Genomic DNA, 15,509 nt, shown 5'->3' on the forward strand with positions numbered 1-15,509 from the left:
CGACAGCGCTTGCCCTTGGGGGGTCGGAGGCGCGTCAGGCGGGTGGATTCGAAGCCTCGGTGCCGTCCTCGGGACCGCCCGTCTCCTCGGTGTCGCCCAGGACCGGGGAGGCGTGGTGGGACCAGACCCGCCAGCCTCCGGGTGTGCGGCGGAACACATTGGTGGCGACGACGAGCTGGCCGACGAGGGGGCCGAGTTCGGCGCCGTCCTCGGCGGGGCCGCCGCTGAGGATGTTCTCGGTGCAGGTGACGAGCGCGGTGTCGCCCGCGAGGGAGATCCGCAGGTCGGTGAGGAAGAACTGGATGTAGTCCGTGTTCGCCATGATCAGGGCGTACGAGCGGAGGACCTCGCCGCGGCCGGTGAGCACGGGCCAGCCGGGGTGGACGCAGGTGATGGGGGTGGCCCCGTCGTCGAGCCAGAGCGCGGAGAGGCGCTCGAAGTCGCCGGTCTCCATGGCCTCGTAGAAGGCGGTGTTGGCGGCTTCTACGGCTGCCTCGTCGGCTTCGCGGTCCGTGCGGCTCACGCGGCTCCCTCGACGGCCCTGGCGACCCGTACGGCGTCGGCGGTGGCCCGTACCTCGTGGACGCGGACGGCCCACGCGCCCGCGTGGGCGGCGAGGGCGGAGACGGCGGCGGTGGCGGCGTCGCGCTCGCGGGCGGGGGGCGGGGTGGCGCCCTCGCGGGTGAGGACGTGGCCGAGGAACCGCTTGCGGGAGGCGGCGACGAGGAGGGGGCGGCCGAGGGCGCGGAGCTCGGGGAGGTGCGCGACGAGAGCCAGGTCGTGGGGGGCGAGCTTGGCGAAGCCGAGGCCGGGGTCGATCACGATCCGCTCGGGGGCGACGCCGCCGTCGACGACGGCCTCCATGCGGGCGCGGAGTTCGGTGACGACCTCGCCGACGACGTCGTCGTACACGGCGAGGCTGTTCATGTTGTCGCTGAAGCCGCGCCAGTGCATGACGACGAAGGGGACCTCGGCGGCGGCGACGGCGGGGACCATGCCGGGGTCGGCGAGGCCGCCGCTGACGTCGTTGACGAGGACGGCGCCGGCCTCGACGGCGCGGGCGGCGACGCTGGCCCGCATGGTGTCGACGGAGACGGTGACGCCTTCGGCGGCGAGGCCGCGGACGACGGGGACGACGCGGCGGAGCTCTTCCTCCTCGTCGACGCGGGTGGCGCCGGGGCGGGTGGACTCGCCGCCCACGTCGACGAGGTCGGCGCCCTCGGCGACCAGGTCGAGGCCGTGTTTGACGGCGGCCGTGGTGTCGAACCAGCGGCCGCCGTCGGAGAAGGAGTCGGGGGTCACGTTGACCACGCCCATGACCGCGCAGCGGTCCCACTCCGGCAGGCCCCGGGCCGTGCCCCGGTCGATCGTCGTACTCATGTGTCCAGCGTAGGGCCCAGGGGTGATATCAGGCCGCGCGGACCTCTCGGTCGGCCGCCGGGGAGGGCACGATGTGCGCGCAGGGGCGGGGTGCGGGGGCGGGGCGCCTGCGGGTGAAGGGGCGGGGCAGCGAGAGGTTCACGAAGCCTTCGGCCTGCATGGCGGCGAAGCCGATGCGGGGGAGGTCGCGGCTCTTGCGGTAGACGACGAAGCGGGGTTCCCAGCGTGGCCGGAACTTGGCGTTGAACTTGTAGAGCGACTCGATCTGGAACCAGCGGGAGAGGAAGACGAGGAGTCCGCGCCAGATGCGCAGGACGGGTCCCGCGCCGATCTTCTCGCCGCGGGCGAGGGCGGCGCGGAACATCGCGAAGTTGAGGGACACGCGTTCGATGCCGAGGCCGGGGGAGGCCTGGAGGGCGGCGACGATGAGGAGCTCGTTCATGCCGGGGTCGGCGGAGCGGTCGCGGCGCATGAGTTCGAGGGACATGCCGTCGGGGCCCCAGGGCACGAAGTGGATGATCGCCTTGAGGTCGCCGTAGGGGGACTCCGGGCCGTCGGCGTCGTCGGGTTTGTGGGCGGTCGCTATGACGGCGTCGCCGTCGCCGGGGGCGCCGATGCGGCCGAGGGCCATGGAGAAGCCGCGTTCGGTGTCGGTGCCGCGCCAGTCGGTGGCGGCGCGGCGGACGCGTTCGAGTTCCTCGTCGTCGAGGTCACGGACCCGGCGGACCTGGGTGGTGTAGCCGTTGCGTTCGATCCGCTTGACCATCTGGCGGACGTTGCGCATGGCCCGGCCGGAGAGGGAGAAATCCGCGACGTCGACCACCGCCTCGTCGCCGAGTTCCAGGGCGTCGAGGCCGGTCTCGCGGGTCCAGACCTGGCCGCCGGTCTCGGAGCAGCCCATGACGGCGGGGGTCCAGGAGTGGGCCTTGGCCTCGTCCATGAAGCGTTCGATGGCGCCGGGCCAGGCCTCGACGTCGCCGATGGGGTCGCCGCTGGCGAGCATGACGCCGGAGACGACGCGGTAGCAGACGGCGGCCTTGCCGCTGGGGGAGAAGACGACGCCCTTGTCGCGGCGGAGCGCGAAGTGGCCGAGGGAGTCGCGGCCGCCGTGCTGGTCGAGGAGGGCGCGCAGCCGGGTCTCGTCGTCGTCGGTGAGGCGGGCGGCGGGGTGTTCGGGGCGGAAGGCCAGGTAGATGGTGGTGAGGGCGGTGAGCATGCCGAGGGCGCCGAGGGAGTAGCCGACGGTCCAGTCGACGCCCTTGGTGTAGGCGACGGGGCCTTCGATGCCGAGGAGTCCGTACAGGACGTGTTCGAGGCGGTCGGCGAGGCTGGGGCTGCCGACGACGCGCCGGGGGTGGGCGCTGACGATGACGAGGCCGAGGGCGATGGATCCGGCGCCCATGACGACGAAGTTGGCGAGGGCCCGCCAGCGGCTGCGGGGGTCGGGGAGGGCGGCGAACTCACTCCGGTGGCGTACGAGGAGGGTGAGGAGTACGAGGGAGAGGAGGGCGCCGAGGACGGAGTGGCGCCAGACGAACTGGGCGACGGCGCCGAGGGGGAGCAGGACGACGGCGGCGCGCCAGGCCCGGCGCTTGTGCCGCTTGAGGCCGTGGGCGAGGAGCAGGAGGAGCACGCCGGCGCTCAGGGAGAGCGCGGCGGAGAGGGGGCCGAGGGTGCCGGGGAGGACTTCGGCGACGGCGTGCATGCGGCTGACGCGGAAGCGGGGGAAGACCCCCGCGGCGATGTCGATCAGGCCGACGAGGGTGGCGGCCGTGCCGACGAGGGCCGGGACGTTCTCGGGGCGGGGGCCGCGGAGAATCCGCCGCATCCGAATCGGAACCAATCCCGATTTGTCCCCATCTACCGTGACAGACATGGCTTCCCGTACTTCCCGTGGTCCCGCGCAGGGTCTTTGACTCCGGTCGGGCCCTGCGGCGCGTTCGGCGGGCCGTTCCGGCTGGTGCGCCTTCTATGACGGCGGCGTACGGGGCCGGGTTCATTCGTCCACAGGAAAATCTCGGAAAGAAGGCTCGGTCGTCTCATGGGTCTCACCAGCGACAAAGTCCTCGTGTCGGCCGTGGCGCTGGCCGTGGCCCTGTTCCTGGCCACGGTCTGGATGTGGCCGAGGCTCGCCCGGCGGGGCTGGCGGCCGGTCGTGGGCCGGGTGGGGCTGCTGCTCGTGACCCAGGTGGCGCTGTTCGCGGCGGTGGGTCTCGCGGCGAACCGGTCGTTCCTGTTCTACGGCTCGTGGGCCGACCTGCTCGGTCAGGAGCAGGAGATGGGGGTGGTCGTGGACCACGCGGCCGGCTCGAAGGACGTGCGGGTGGTGGGGACGCAGACGCTCGACGTGCCGGGCGGCGGACGTCCCTCGGTCGGGGGGCAGATCCAGAAGGTCGTGGTGGCGGGGGAGCGGTCGGGGATCGCCTCGCCCGCGTACGTGTACCTGCCTCCGGAGTACTTCCAGGCCCGGTACGCGAAGCGCACGTTCCCGGCGGCCGTGGTGCTCACGGGGTACCCGGGAACGGCCGAGAACCTGCTCAAGGGGCTGAACTATCCCAAGGCGGCGTACCTCCAGGCGAAGGAGGGACGGATGCAGCCGATGATCCTCGTGATGCTGCGCCCGACGGTGGCGCCGCCGCGGGACACCGAGTGCGTGGACGTCCCGGGGGGCCCGAAGACGGAGACCTTCTTCTCGGAGGACCTGCCGAACGCGGTCTCGGGGATGTACCGGGTGGGGACGAAGCCGCGGAACTGGGGCTTCATGGGGAACTCGACGGGCGGCTACTGCGCGCTGAAGATCGCCCTCCACCACCCGGACCGCTTCGCGGCCGGCGCGGGCTTCTCCGCGTACTACAAGGCGGCGGAGGACGTCACCACCGGGGACCTGTTCCACGGGGACGACGCGCTGCGCAGGCGGGGCGACCTGCTGTGGAGCCTGGACCACGGGCGGCAGGGCAGCACGTCGTTCCTGGTGACGTCGTCGAAGCGGGGCGAGGGCAACCTGAAGGGCACGCGGCAGTTCATCGAGAAGGTGAAGAGCCCGGCGGAGGTCTCGTCGATCGTGCTGGACAGCGGCGGCCACAACTTCAACACGTGGAACAGGGAGCTCGCGCCGGGCCTGGTCTGGATGGGCGGGAAGCTCAGCGCGTCCTGACGGGCGCCCCGGGCGGCCTCATCCGGCCGACGCCCGGCGCAGGGCGCGGTGGACGCCCGCCGGGGTGAGGACGCCGACGGGCCGGCCGTCGTCGCCGGTGACGGTGAGGCGGCCGGTGTCGTGCTGGAGGAGCACGGCGAGGGCGTCCTTGAGGGAGGTTCCGAGGGGCACGGGGGAGGGGGCGCCGTCCGTGGCGGCTTCGGCGTCCTTCGCCCACGGGTCGAGGTCGGTCGCGGTGACGGGGGTGACCGCGAGCCGCTTGAGGCCCCGGTCGCTGCCGACGAAGTCCGCGACGTACGGGGTGGCGGGGGTGCCGAGGACGGTGGCGGGCGTGTCGAACTGCTCGATGCGTCCCTGCCCGTAGACGGCCATGCGGTCGCCCATGCGGACGGCCTCCTCGATGTCGTGGGTGACGAGGAGGACGGTCTTGCGGACGGTGGCCTGGAGCGCGAGGAACTCGTTCTGCAGGCGCTCGCGGACGACCGGGTCGACGGCGCCGAAGGGCTCGTCCATGAGGAGCACGGGCGGGTCGGCGGCGAGGGCGCGCGCGACGCCGACGCGCTGGCGCTGCCCGCCGGAGAGCTGGGCGGGGTAGCGCGAGCCGTAGACGGCCGGGTCGAGGCCGACGAGGTCGAGGAGTTCGGCGGCACGCGCGCGTGCGGCGGCCTTCTTCCAGCCGAGGAGGGCGGGGACGGTCGCGGTGTTGTCGAGGACCGTGCGGTGGGGGAAGAGCCCGACCTGCTGGATGACGTATCCGATCTTGCGGCGCAGGGCGACCGGGTCGACGTCCGCGATGTCCTCGCCGTCGACGAGGACGCGGCCCGAGGTCGGCTCGACGAGCCGGTTGACCATCATCATCGTGGTCGTCTTGCCGCAGCCGGACGGGCCGACCAGGGTGACGAGTTCGCCCTCGGCGACCTCGAAGGAGAGGTCGTCGACGGCCGTGGTGCCGTCGTCGTACCGCTTGGTCACGTGCTCGAACCGGATCATGGTTCCCCATTCTGGCCCCTGGGCGGTGGGGGTGTGTGAAGGGCGTGTTGCCGCATTGTGGCGGGTCTCGGGGATTGTCGGTGGCGGGGGTTAGGGTCGTCACACAAGCGTTCGGGAGGGCGGACGACACGGGGGGAGGGACGATGGGCGCGCGGAACTGTCTGGTCACGAACGACTGGATCTGCGGCGAGTATCTGCGCTCGCGCCGCACGGAGTTGACGGACGCGCTGCTCCAGCATGTGGGAATCACGGTCGTGTCGGTGCTGATCGCGCTCGCCGTCGCGGTGCCGCTCGCGCTCCTCGTGCGTGCCAGGCCCCGGTTCGCCGGCCCGGTCCTCGGCCTGACCACCCTGCTCTACACGGTGCCGTCGCTCGCGATGTTCTCGCTGCTGCTGCCCCTCTTCGGTCTGTCGGCCGCGCTCGTCGTGACCGGTCTCGTGCTGTACGCCCTGACGATCCTCGTGCGGAACACGCTGGCGGGGCTCGCCGCCGTGCCGGCCGAGACGCGGGAGGCCGCCCGGGGCATGGGGTACGGCTCGCTGCGGATGCTCTGGCAGGTCGAACTCCCGCTGGCGCTGCCGGTGCTGATGGCCGGCGTGCGGATGGCGACGGTCTCCACGATCGCGCTGACGACGGTCGGTTCGGTCGTCGGCCGCGGCGGCCTGGGCAATCTCATCGAGGACGCGCTGCCGACGTTCTTCAAGGCGCAGATGCTCGCCGCCTCGGTGCTGTGCGTGCTGCTCGCCGTCACCGCCGACCTGCTGCTCCTGGGCCTCCAGCGGCTGCTCACGCCGTGGACCCGGATACGGACCGCGCCGGGGGGCGGGTGAGATGGGCATCGTGACGGACGCCTGGGGCTGGCTCACCACCGGCGCGCACTGGACGGGCGAGGACGGCATCGGGCAGCGGCTCGCCGAGCACGTGTACGTGAGCGGGGCCGCGCTCCTCGTCGCCTCGGCGCTCGCGCTGCCGCTGGGCCTGTGGCTCGGCCACCTCGGCCGGGGCGGGGCCCTCGCGGTGAACGTGTCCAACGTGGGGCGGGCGATCCCCGTCTTCGCGGTGCTCGCCCTCTTCATGGTGTCGCCCCTGCGGAACGCCGGCTACGTGCCGACGGTGGTGGCCCTGGTGCTCTTCGCGATACCCCCGCTCCTCACCAACGCCTACGTGGGGGTGCGGGAGGTCGACCGGGCCGCGGTGCGGGCCGCGCGGGGCATGGGCATGACGGGCGCCCAGCTCTTCCTCCGGGTCGAACTCCCGCTGGCCCGGCCGGTGGTGATGACCGGGGTCCGCTCGGCCGCGGTGCAGGTGGTCGCCACGGCGACCGTCGCCGCGATGGTCGGGCAGGGCGGTCTCGGCCGGATCATCACGGCCGGCTTCGCCACGTACGACACCGCGCAGGTCGTCGCGGGCGCCGTGCTCGTGGCGCTGCTCGCCCTCCTGGTGGAGGGCGTCCTGGTGGCCGCGGACCGCCTCTTCGACCGACACAGACGACTTGTCGAACACTGACTGGATGGGTGATCTCGTGAACAGGGTCTCGCGTATCGCGGGCGCGCTGCTGGGTACGGCGGCGCTGACCGTCGCCCTCGCCGCGTGCGGCGGTGACAGCCTGGAGGAGGGCAAGAAGAAGGACTCCGGGGGCTCCGGTGCCTCCGGCGGCGGGGAGAAGGGCTCCCTGGTGGTCGGCGCGGCCGCCTTCACGGAGGCCAAGGTCCTCGCCGAGCTGTACGCGCAGTCGCTGCGGGCCGAGGGGTACTCGGTGTCCATCACCACGGTGAAGAATCGCGAGCTGTACGAACCCTCGCTGGAGAAGGGCGAGATCGACGTCGTCCCGGAATACGCGGCGACGATCGCGGAATTCCTCAACGCGAAGGTGAACGGCCCGAAGGCGCCGGAGGGCAAGCCGGTCGCCTCGGGCGACGCGACGGCCACGGTCGAGGCGCTGCGCAAGCTCGCCGAACCGCGCGGCCTGAAGGTGCTCGCGGCCGGAGAGGCGGTCGATCAGAACGCCTTCGCGGTGACGAAGGAATTCGCCGAGAAGAACAAGCTGACGACCCTTTCCGATCTCGGCCGCGCGAAGCTGAAGGTGAAGATCGCCGCCGGTGACGAATGCGCGGTGCGGCCCTTCTGCGCGCCCGGTCTGAAGAAGACGTACGGCATCGACGTGGCCGGGATCGACCCCAAGGGCGTCGGCACGCCGCAGGCCAAGCAGGCGGTCAAGGACGGGGTGGACCAGCTGGTCCTGACCACCACCACGGACGCCACGATCGACAGCTACGGCCTCGTCTTCCTCACCGATGACAAGAAGCTGCAGAACGCGGACAACGTGCTGCCCGTGCTCAACGCCAAGGACGCCGGCGCTCCGGAGATAGCCGCCGCCCTGGACAAGATCACCAAGGTGCTGACCACAGCGGATCTCGCCGAACTCAACCGCAAGGTGGACGCCGAGCGGGCGAAGCCGGAGGACGTCGCCAAGGAGTATCTGGAGACGAAGGGGCTGCTCAAGAAGTAGTCGGCGGGGGAGGGGAGTCGGCCCGAAACGGAACCGGAACCGTCGATATCCACTTCTGATGGCGAGAAGTGGCCAAGAGATTGCCGGGCCGACGCCCCACATGGCGCCTACGCACGGTAAATTTCAGGCCATGCCACGTGGACGCCACCGCCATTCCCCGCCTCTGCACAAGCTGCTGCCGCCCTCCGCGGTCGCCGGCGCCGCGGTCGTGTGCGCCGCGGCCGCCTGGCTGCCCGGCGACCCGGTGATCGCGCGGCTCCTCGCGGCCGCGGCGGCCGCCGCCGCCGTCACCGGCGCCGTCCTCATGCGCAGTTGGGACCGGGGCGCCGGTCTGAAGGTCGCCGAGCTCGACCGGGCGCGCGCCGCCGACCAGTGGAAGGCCGAGGAGCGGACCGCCGAGCTGGAGTCCGACCTGGAGGAGTCCCGCGCCCTGCGCGTCCGCCTCGACGCCAAGCTCCGCGCCAAGCGCGTGGAGCTCGCCGGACTGCGCGGCGAGCACGCCGACCTCCTCCGCCGGTACGCCACCGCGGAGACCGAGCGGGCCAGCGCCCTGGAGGGCCGCCGCGTCCTCGCCCTGGAGACGGGCGGCCCCGCCGGGGCCAAGGCGCTGCCGGCCGCCGGCTCCACCCCCACCCCGGAGGCCTTCCGCCGCGCCGCCCAGGCGCTGCGCGACCTCCCGCGCAACGCCGCGGCCCAGCAGGCCCGCCGCACGGCCGAGGCGGCCCGCGCCCGCGACCTCGCCGAGCGCTCCCGGGAGACGGAGGAGCCGCAGGGGAAGCACGCGGCGGCCGCCGGAACCGAGCAGCACACCCGTACGGCCGCCGCCGCCCCCGCGCTCCCGCCGGCCGCGCCGGCCAGGACCACGGCCCTTCCGGCGGTGCCGGTCGCGGCCGCCATCGCCCCCTACGCGGCCCGCAGGCCCGTCCCGCGCCCCGAGGGGGGCTTCGACTTCTTCGGTACGCAGAAGGCGGCGGAGGCCATCGAGGCCGTGCAGAACACCGACCTCGCCGACGTCGTGGGCGAGGAGGTCCTCGAAGAGGCCCTGGCCTCCGGGACCCCGCTGCTCACCCCGGTCGCCGCGCCCCTCGCCCCGCACGTCACGCCGCCCCGGGCGATCGGCCAGGTCATCGACCTGACCGCGCACGACGAGACCGAGCAGCTGGACGTGGCCGAACTGCGCGGTGCGGTCAGCTCGTGACGTACCGCCTGGCGCCCCTCGGGGCCGATCAGCTCGCCGGCCGCCGCGACGAGCTCCTCGCCCTGTGCGCGCAGGCCTTCGGCGGCGAGCCCTGGCACGAGCCGCCGCTCGGCGCCGTACGGACCGTGGACAGGCTGCTCGGTTCGGCCGCCGGGAGGGACGACTTCACGGCGGTGGCCGCGCTCGACGCCGAGGAGGCCCTCCTCGGCTTCTCCGCCGGCTGGAGCGACACGGTCCTCACCGGGGACGCCTCCGCCTTCGAGCTCGCCGAACTCGTCGTCGCCCCCGGCCACCAGGGGCGCGGCATCGGCCGCCGGCTCCACGACGCGCTGCTCCGGGCCGCGGCCCCCGGCCCCGCCCTGCTGATGACCCTCGACGTACCGGCGCTGACGGACCGGTACACGGGCTGGGGCTGGACCGTCGTCGACCGGCGGCGCCCCGGCAGGGAGCAGCGGGAGTACGTCGTGATGCGCCGGGAGCAGTGACGCCGGGCCCGGTGGCCCCCGGCGCGGCGGCCGTCTACTTGTCGATGTCGCCGACGACGAAGAAGAGCGAGCCCAGGATCGCCACCATGTCGGCGACGAGCGTCCCCGGCAGCAGCTCCACCAGCGCCTGGATGTTGTTGAACGAGGCCGAGCGCAGCTTCAGCCGGTACGGGGTCTTCTCGCCCTTCGACACCAGGTAGTAGCCGTTGACGCCGAGCGGGTTCTCGGTCCAGGCGTACGTGTGGCCCTCCGGCGCCTTGAGTACCTTCGGCAGCCGCTGGTTGATCGGGCCCGGCGCCAGTCCGCCCATCCGGTCCAGGCAGGCGTCCGCCAGGTCCAGCGCGTTGTGCGTCTGGTCGAGCAGGCACTCGAACCGGGCGAGGCAGTCGCCCTCCTGTCGCACGGCGACCCGCAGGGTGTCCTGGAGCTCCCCGTACGCGAGGTACGGCTCGTCGCGGCGCAGGTCGAAGTCGACGCCCGAGGCGCGCGCGATGGGACCGGACACCCCGTACGCGTGGACGGCCTGCGGGCTCAGGACGCCGACCCCGCGCGTACGGCCCCGGAAGATCTCGTTCCCGAGGACGAGCCGGTCGTACACGTCCATCCGCGACCGGACGTCCGCGACGGCCTGCCGCGCCCGCCCCAGCCAGCCGGCCGGCAGGTCCTCCTTGAGGCCGCCGACCCGGTTGAACATGTAGTGCATCCGGCCGCCGGAGACCTCCTCCATCACCGCCTGGAGCTCCTCGCGCTCCCGGAAGGCGTGGAAGACGGGCGTGATCCCGCCCAGTTCGAGGGGGTACGAGCCGAGGAACATCAGGTGGTTGAGGACCCGGTTCAGCTCGGCGAGGAGCGTCCGCGTCCACACCGCCCGCTCCGGGACCTCCATGCCGAGCATCCGCTCGACGGCCATGACGACGCCGAGCTCGTTGGAGAAGGCGGACAGCCAGTCGTGGCGGTTGGCCAGCATGATGATCTGCCGGTAGTCCCGCGCCTCGAAGAGCTTCTCGGCGCCCCGGTGCATGTAGCCGATCACCGGCTCGGCGTGCCGGACGACCTCGCCGTCGAGCACGAGCCGGAGCCGGAGCACGCCGTGCGTCGAGGGATGCTGCGGTCCGATGTTCAGCACCATGTCGGTGCTCTCCGCCGCGCCGCCGATTCCGACCGTCGTCTGCGTCATGCGGTCAGTATCCCCTGCCGCTCCCGGCGCCAGGGCCCCTGCCCGGAGGACGGACCGGACCGGTCGGTGGGCGGGCCGGCGGGCGGCTCAGGCCGGCACCCGCTGGGTCAGCCAGAGGAAGTCGCCGAGGCCGCCCCGGGCGGTGAGCTCGGCCGCCTCGCCGGCGGAGGCGAGCGCGCGGACGTACCCGGCGGGGTCGGCCGAGGCGAGCGCCAGCGGCGGCCGCTCCCCGGACACCCCGAGCCGCCCCAGCGCCTCCCGCTGCGTGACCAGCTCGGCGCGGGGGAGCCCGGGCCCGGCCTGGGGGGCGCCGGTCCCGCCGGGGACCTCCTCGTCGAGGCCCCCGCACGCGTCCAGGGCCACGTGGGCCGTCACGTCGCAGCCGCCGTCCGGGACCGGGGGGACCTCACGGCCCGCGCGGAAGCCCGTCAGGGTGCCGAAGGGCGGCCGGGAGGCCCGTACGTGCGCGTAGTCCACGGCCACCGCGCGCCCCGCCGCGAGGCGGGCGACCGCCGCCGCCCAGGCCTCGTCGCGGGGCCGTCCGATCTCCGCCCGCGCGCCCGGCTCCCGCAGCGGCCACCAGCGGGCCAGCCACGCGGCGTCCCGGCCGGCGACGGGGGCACCGAGGCGCTCGGTGCCGTCCGGCGCGACCTCCACGTACCGGACCGTGCCCGCCGCGTCCGCCTCGGCGACGTCCACCGGCACGTTGTCGAGCCACTCGTTCGCGAAGAGCAGCCCGCGCACGCCCCGCGGCACCCGGTCCGTCCACTCCACCCGGGGGTCGAGCCCGGCCGGGCGGGCGGCGCGCTCGACCGCGTACGCCCGGACGGTCAGCGAGGATCCGACGGCCGCGAGCACCGCCGTCAGGAGCTCACCGCGGCCCGCGCCCACGTCCACCAGGTCGACCGCGTCCGTGCCCAGCTCCTCCGCGACCTCGCCGAGCAGCCGGGCCACGGCCGCCGCGAAGAGCGGAGAGGCGTGCACCGAGGTCCGGAAGTGCCCCGCGGGCCCCTCGGGTCGCAGGTAGAACCCCCCGGGTCCGTACAGCGCCCGCTCCGTGGCCTCCCGCCACCCCTGCCACTGACACGTCTCATCCGTCACGTGCCCCAGTCTCCACCTCGGGGAGTACGGGTCCCGCGCCAAGGATCGATCCCACGGTTGATCCCCGCACCTGTCCCCCTTCCCTACTCTGGGTGACGTGCAGCGCCTCTACGACTTCATCCGCAGACACCCGACGGGCGTCGACGTCTTCTGGGCCGTCGTCCTCCTCGGGTTCTCCCTGCTGTGGGTGGGGACGACCTACCCGACGGTGGACCACCCCGTCGCGTACGGTCTCGTCGGCGCGCTGTTCTCCCTGGTCGTGGCCCTGCGCCGACGTGCCCCCGAGAAGATGCTGGTGCTCGCCGTCGCGCTGGGCGTCGCCCAGCTCGCCTTCGACCTGAAGCCGTTCATGGCCGACTTCGCCATGCTCGTGATCATCTTCACCGTCGCCGCGCACGACGGACCCCGCTGGGCCTCCCGGCTCGCCCTCATCGGCGGGCTCAGCGCCTCCACGCTCTCCCAGCTCAGATGGCCCCTGGAGACCCAGAGCTCCGGCGCGGCCAAGGTCTTCTTCACGATCATCATGACCGTGCCGTTCGCCCTCGCCTGGGTGCTCGGCGACTCGCTCCGCACCCGCCGCGCCTACTTCGCGCAGCTGGAGGAGCGGGCCTCCCGCCTGGAGCGGGAGCGCGAGGCCCAGGCCAAGGTCGCGGTCGCCGCCGAGCGGGCCCGGATCGCCCGCGAGCTGCACGACGTCGTCGCCCACAACGTGTCGGTGATGGTGGTGCAGGCCGACGGCGCCGCCTACGTCATGGACTCCTCCCCGGCGACCGCCAGGCAGGCCCTGGAGACGATCTCCACGACGGGCCGGCAGGCGCTCGCCGAGATGCGCCGGCTCCTGGGGATCCTGCGCACCGGGGAGCACCAGGAGGCCGGGGAGTACGTGCCGCAGCCCGACGTGGGGCAGATCGAGGACCTGGTGGAGCAGGTCCGGGGCGCGGGTCTCACCGTCGACTTCGCGATCGAGGGGAGCCCGCGCCCGCTGCCGAGCGGCGTCGAGCTCACCGCGTACCGGATCGTGCAGGAGGCCCTGACCAACACGCGCAAGCACGGCGGGCCGGACGTCGGCGCCAGCGTGCGTCTCGTCTACTTCGACGACGGCCTCGGGCTGCTCGTCGAGGACGACGGCCGGGGCGCCCCGCAGGAGATGTACGAGGACGGCGGCGCCGACGGGCGGGGCCACGGCCTGATCGGCATGCGCGAGCGGGTCGGCATGGTCGGCGGCACCCTGGACGCGGGCCCGCGTCCGGGCGGCGGTTTCCGGATCAGCGCCCTGCTCCCCCTCAAGCCCGCTCACTGACGACCCCTAAGGAACTGACCTGATGTCCATCCGCGTGATGCTCGTCGACGACCAGGTGCTGCTGCGGACCGGTTTCCGCATGGTGCTCGCCGCCCAGCCGGACATGGAGGTCGTGGCGGAGGCGGGCGACGGCGTCGAGGCCCTCGAAGTGCTGCGCTCCACGGCCGTCGACGTCGTCCTGATGGATGTGCGCATGCCGAAGCTGGACGGGGTGGAGACGACCCGGCGGATCTGCTCGGAGCCGGATGCCCCGAAGGTGCTGATCCTGACGACGTTCGACCTCGACGAGTACGCGTTCTCGGGGCTGAAGGCGGGCGCGAGCGGCTTCATGCTGAAGGACGTGCCGCCCGCCGAGCTGCTCGGCGCGATCCGCTCGGTGCACAGCGGCGACGCCGTGGTGGCGCCGTCCACCACCCGTCGGCTGCTGGACCGCTTCTCGCCGATGCTGCCGTCCTCGGGGAAGGACCCCGAGCGCAAGGAGCTGGAGCGGCTGACGGACCGGGAGCGCGAGGTGATGATGCTGGTCGCGCAGGGCCTGTCGAACGGCGAGATCGCGGCCCGGCTCGTCCTCTCCGAGGCGACGGTGAAGACGCACGTGGGCCGCATCCTGACCAAGCTGGGCCTGCGCGACCGGGTCCAGGTCGTGGTCCTGGCGTACGAGACGGGTCTGGTCCGGGCGGGCGGCGGCGGCGTCTGACCGGACCGGCGACGGGAGCGCCGAAGCCGGGAAGCCGCGACGGGAGCGCCGACGCCGGGAAGCCGCGACGGGAGCGCCGACGCCGGGAAGCCGCTACCGGAGCACCGACTCCAGGAAGTCGCTGCCGAGGCGGGCGACGACCGAGAAGTCGAGCTGGTGCAGCACGTAGCGCCCCCGGCGCTGGGTGGTGAGCAGACCGGCCTTCTTCAGGACGGACAGGTGCCGGGAGACCTCGGGGGCGGTGATGCCGTACGCGTCGGCCAGCTCGCTCGTCGAGTACGAGCCGCGCGCCAGGTTGCGGCACAGCCGCATCCGCATGGGGTGGGCGATGGCCTCCAGGCGCAGCTTGACCGTCTCGACGGGCTCGGAGCCGCCGACGTCACGGGTGGCGGCCGGGTACTGGATCACGGGCTGCCAGCCGGGCGCGCTCGTGGCGAAGAGGTGCGGCCAGCCGAAGGCCGTCGGCACCAGCGTCACGGCGGCGCCCTGGGCCTCGGTGCGGCCGTGGACCAGCTTGTCGACGACGATGCGGCTGCCCCGCTCCCCCTCCTCCAGGCTGAGCGCGGGCGAGGCGGCCGTGAGGGCCTCGGCCAGGCCCTTGCGGCGCAGCAGCTCGGTCTTGTGGCGGGCGTCGGCGGCGAGCTGGACGCGGACCCGGCGCCAGGTGTCGGCGAAGAACGCGTCGTCGCAGTCCTCCAGGAGCCGCCGGATCCATGCCCGGGTGGCGGTCGGCTCGGCCAGCATCTGCTCCACGAAGGCGGCCTGGCGCGGGCCGCGCGCGGTGGCCAGGTCGAGGGCGCGGCGGCGGGACCGCTCGTCGACCAGCGGGGAGGGGATGCCCTCGGAGTAGCGGGTGCTGCAGGAGATCTCCAGGGCGGCGCCGACGAACTTCTCGTCGCTCATCCGGTCGACGTCGTCCAGCTCCTCGGCGAGCGTCTCCCGCGGCTGGGCGGGCAGCAGGAAGTCGGAGCGGGTGGACCGCCACATGAAGTCGGCCTCGTGCAGCCGGTCCGCGAGCTCCGGCTTCAGCGCGGAGGAGGTGGCGGTCGTCCAGGCGTGCAGCCGCGCGTGGTGGGCGGGCTCGGCCAGGGCGTGCAGGGCGTTGCCCAGCTCGGCCAGCGGCGAGGGGCAGAAGGTGATCCGCTCGTGCGGCAGTCCGGTGATGTCGATGGTCACGCTCACCCGTCCATGGTGCGGGGTGCGGCGGGGGAACCGTCGTCCCGATTGACGGGGGCCGTCAATCGACGGGCCCCGGATTGACGCGGGCGGTCAATCCGGGGGACGGTCCGCGGCGGTCCGGCGCACGGTGACGTCATGAACGCTCTGCACCAGTACCTCTTCGACGCCTACCGGGCCGCCTCGCTCGGCGAACCGGCGCCGCCGGCGCCCGGCACCCATGACGTCGCCGTGCTGCGGGCCGTCCGCGACCACCGCCGCGCCGAACGGGCGAGGGCGGGCCGCCCGGCGCGCGGCGCCGTCCGGACGACCCTGCGCCGCTGGCTGCGCACCTCCTGAGGG

General features: G+C 73.5%; 16 protein-coding genes. 9 read left to right on the plus strand and 7 right to left on the minus strand.

Annotated elements, in window-relative coordinates; translation table 11 throughout:
• Positions 1–34: 34 nt before the first annotated feature.
• The 3 genes from ACFV2S_RS31230 to ACFV2S_RS31240 are packed head-to-tail and all read right to left on the minus strand — an operon-like array spanning position 35 to position 3,256.
• Positions 35–523 (minus strand): nuclear transport factor 2 family protein, encoded by a 489-nt coding sequence (locus ACFV2S_RS31230; RefSeq protein ID WP_383791302.1) that lies wholly within the window; start codon positions 521–523, stop codon positions 35–37.
• The gene (gene folP / locus ACFV2S_RS31235; RefSeq protein ID WP_385566614.1) at positions 520–1,380 is read right to left on the minus strand and encodes a dihydropteroate synthase; all 861 of its coding nucleotides are present in this window, start codon (positions 1,378–1,380) and stop codon (positions 520–522) included. Before folP ends, ACFV2S_RS31230 begins: the two co-directional genes overlap by 4 nt.
• 28 nt (positions 1,381–1,408) lie before the next feature.
• Positions 1,409–3,256: a phosphatidylglycerol lysyltransferase domain-containing protein gene (locus tag ACFV2S_RS31240; RefSeq protein WP_385566618.1), complete on the minus strand. Its 1,848-nt coding sequence runs from the start codon at positions 3,254–3,256 to the stop codon at positions 1,409–1,411.
• Positions 3,257–3,421: 165 nt separating this feature from the next.
• Between ACFV2S_RS31240 and ACFV2S_RS31245 the strand changes: the two genes are divergently transcribed.
• The gene (locus ACFV2S_RS31245) at positions 3,422–4,534 is read left to right on the plus strand and encodes an alpha/beta hydrolase (protein ID WP_385566623.1); all 1,113 of its coding nucleotides are present in this window, start codon (positions 3,422–3,424) and stop codon (positions 4,532–4,534) included.
• 18 nt (positions 4,535–4,552) lie between these two features.
• Here ACFV2S_RS31245 and ACFV2S_RS31250 read toward each other — a convergent pair whose 3' ends face one another.
• The gene (locus tag ACFV2S_RS31250; protein WP_383791292.1) at positions 4,553–5,524 is read right to left on the minus strand and encodes an ABC transporter ATP-binding protein; all 972 of its coding nucleotides are present in this window, start codon (positions 5,522–5,524) and stop codon (positions 4,553–4,555) included.
• Between the two features lie 143 nt (positions 5,525–5,667).
• On the opposite strand from ACFV2S_RS31250, the gene ACFV2S_RS31255 reads away from it, so the two are divergent.
• The 5 genes from ACFV2S_RS31255 to ACFV2S_RS31275 all read left to right on the plus strand — a co-directional run bounded on the left by ACFV2S_RS31255 (position 5,668) and on the right by ACFV2S_RS31275 (position 9,716).
• Positions 5,668–6,354, plus strand: coding sequence for an ABC transporter permease (locus tag ACFV2S_RS31255; RefSeq protein WP_385566630.1), 687 nt, complete (start codon positions 5,668–5,670; stop codon positions 6,352–6,354).
• Between the two features lies 1 nt (position 6,355).
• Complete coding sequence (locus ACFV2S_RS31260; protein ID WP_385566634.1) at positions 6,356–7,030, plus strand: ABC transporter permease; 675 nt, start codon at positions 6,356–6,358, stop codon at positions 7,028–7,030.
• Between the two features lie 4 nt (positions 7,031–7,034).
• Positions 7,035–8,033, plus strand: a complete 999-nt coding sequence (locus ACFV2S_RS31265; protein ID WP_385566638.1) for an ABC transporter substrate-binding protein — start codon at positions 7,035–7,037, stop codon at positions 8,031–8,033.
• Positions 8,034–8,163: 130 nt separating this feature from the next.
• On the plus strand, positions 8,164–9,231 hold the full coding sequence (locus tag ACFV2S_RS31270; RefSeq protein WP_385566640.1) for a hypothetical protein: 1,068 nt from the start codon (positions 8,164–8,166) through the stop codon (positions 9,229–9,231).
• Entirely contained in the window at positions 9,228–9,716 is a 489-nt protein-coding gene (locus ACFV2S_RS31275) for a GNAT family N-acetyltransferase (protein WP_383791280.1), read from the plus strand. Before ACFV2S_RS31270 ends, ACFV2S_RS31275 begins: the two co-directional genes overlap by 4 nt.
• Before the next feature lie 34 nt (positions 9,717–9,750).
• On the opposite strand, the gene ACFV2S_RS31280 is transcribed toward ACFV2S_RS31275, so the two are convergent.
• Positions 9,751–10,893: an NADH-quinone oxidoreductase subunit D gene (locus ACFV2S_RS31280; RefSeq protein WP_385566645.1), complete on the minus strand. Its 1,143-nt coding sequence runs from the start codon at positions 10,891–10,893 to the stop codon at positions 9,751–9,753.
• Positions 10,894–10,980: 87 nt separating this feature from the next.
• Entirely contained in the window at positions 10,981–11,994 is a 1,014-nt protein-coding gene (locus ACFV2S_RS31285; protein ID WP_385566649.1) for an SAM-dependent methyltransferase, read from the minus strand.
• Between the two features lie 97 nt (positions 11,995–12,091).
• Here ACFV2S_RS31285 and ACFV2S_RS31290 point away from each other — a divergent pair, with 97 nt between their 5' ends.
• Together ACFV2S_RS31290 and ACFV2S_RS31295 are read left to right on the plus strand one after the other, a co-directional pair.
• The gene (locus tag ACFV2S_RS31290) at positions 12,092–13,294 is read left to right on the plus strand and encodes a sensor histidine kinase (RefSeq protein ID WP_385566653.1); all 1,203 of its coding nucleotides are present in this window, start codon (positions 12,092–12,094) and stop codon (positions 13,292–13,294) included.
• 22 nt (positions 13,295–13,316) lie between these two features.
• Entirely contained in the window at positions 13,317–13,991 is a 675-nt protein-coding gene (locus ACFV2S_RS31295) for a response regulator (protein ID WP_385566658.1), read from the plus strand.
• A gap of 93 nt (positions 13,992–14,084) precedes the next feature.
• Here the strand turns inward: ACFV2S_RS31295 and ACFV2S_RS31300 are convergent, their stop codons facing one another.
• The gene (locus ACFV2S_RS31300) at positions 14,085–15,173 is read right to left on the minus strand and encodes a DUF5937 family protein (RefSeq protein WP_385566663.1); all 1,089 of its coding nucleotides are present in this window, start codon (positions 15,171–15,173) and stop codon (positions 14,085–14,087) included.
• Positions 15,174–15,305: 132 nt separating this feature from the next.
• Between ACFV2S_RS31300 and ACFV2S_RS31305 the strand changes: the two genes are divergently transcribed.
• The gene (locus tag ACFV2S_RS31305; RefSeq protein ID WP_385566668.1) at positions 15,306–15,506 is read left to right on the plus strand and encodes a hypothetical protein; all 201 of its coding nucleotides are present in this window, start codon (positions 15,306–15,308) and stop codon (positions 15,504–15,506) included.
• Positions 15,507–15,509: the final 3 nt, after the last annotated feature.

Origin of the sequence: Streptomyces sp. NPDC059695 (genome assembly GCF_042733785.1) — a bacterium.
In the GTDB taxonomy this organism is placed as follows: domain Bacteria; phylum Actinomycetota; class Actinomycetes; order Streptomycetales; family Streptomycetaceae; genus Streptomyces.

Bases quoted from the DNA above. Each gene is read 5' to 3' on its own strand.
- ACFV2S_RS31250 (WP_383791292.1), bottom strand. From the start codon at position 5,524: ATGATCCGGTTCGAGCACGTGACCAAGCGGTACGACGACGGCACCACG.
- ACFV2S_RS31270 (WP_385566640.1), top strand. From the start codon at position 8,164: ATGCCACGTGGACGCCACCGCCATTCCCCGCCTCTGCACAAGCTGCTG.
- ACFV2S_RS31265 (WP_385566638.1), top strand. From the start codon at position 7,035: ATGGGTGATCTCGTGAACAGGGTCTCGCGTATCGCGGGCGCGCTGCTG.
- ACFV2S_RS31240 (WP_385566618.1), bottom strand. From the start codon at position 3,256: ATGTCTGTCACGGTAGATGGGGACAAATCGGGATTGGTTCCGATTCGG.
- ACFV2S_RS31260 (WP_385566634.1), top strand. From the start codon at position 6,356: ATGGGCATCGTGACGGACGCCTGGGGCTGGCTCACCACCGGCGCGCAC.
- ACFV2S_RS31295 (WP_385566658.1), top strand. From the start codon at position 13,317: ATGTCCATCCGCGTGATGCTCGTCGACGACCAGGTGCTGCTGCGGACC.
- ACFV2S_RS31255 (WP_385566630.1), top strand. From the start codon at position 5,668: ATGGGCGCGCGGAACTGTCTGGTCACGAACGACTGGATCTGCGGCGAG.
- folP (WP_385566614.1), bottom strand. From the start codon at position 1,380: ATGAGTACGACGATCGACCGGGGCACGGCCCGGGGCCTGCCGGAGTGG.
- ACFV2S_RS31280 (WP_385566645.1), bottom strand. From the start codon at position 10,893: ATGACGCAGACGACGGTCGGAATCGGCGGCGCGGCGGAGAGCACCGAC.
- ACFV2S_RS31245 (WP_385566623.1), top strand. From the start codon at position 3,422: ATGGGTCTCACCAGCGACAAAGTCCTCGTGTCGGCCGTGGCGCTGGCC.
- ACFV2S_RS31305 (WP_385566668.1), top strand. From the start codon at position 15,306: ATGAACGCTCTGCACCAGTACCTCTTCGACGCCTACCGGGCCGCCTCG.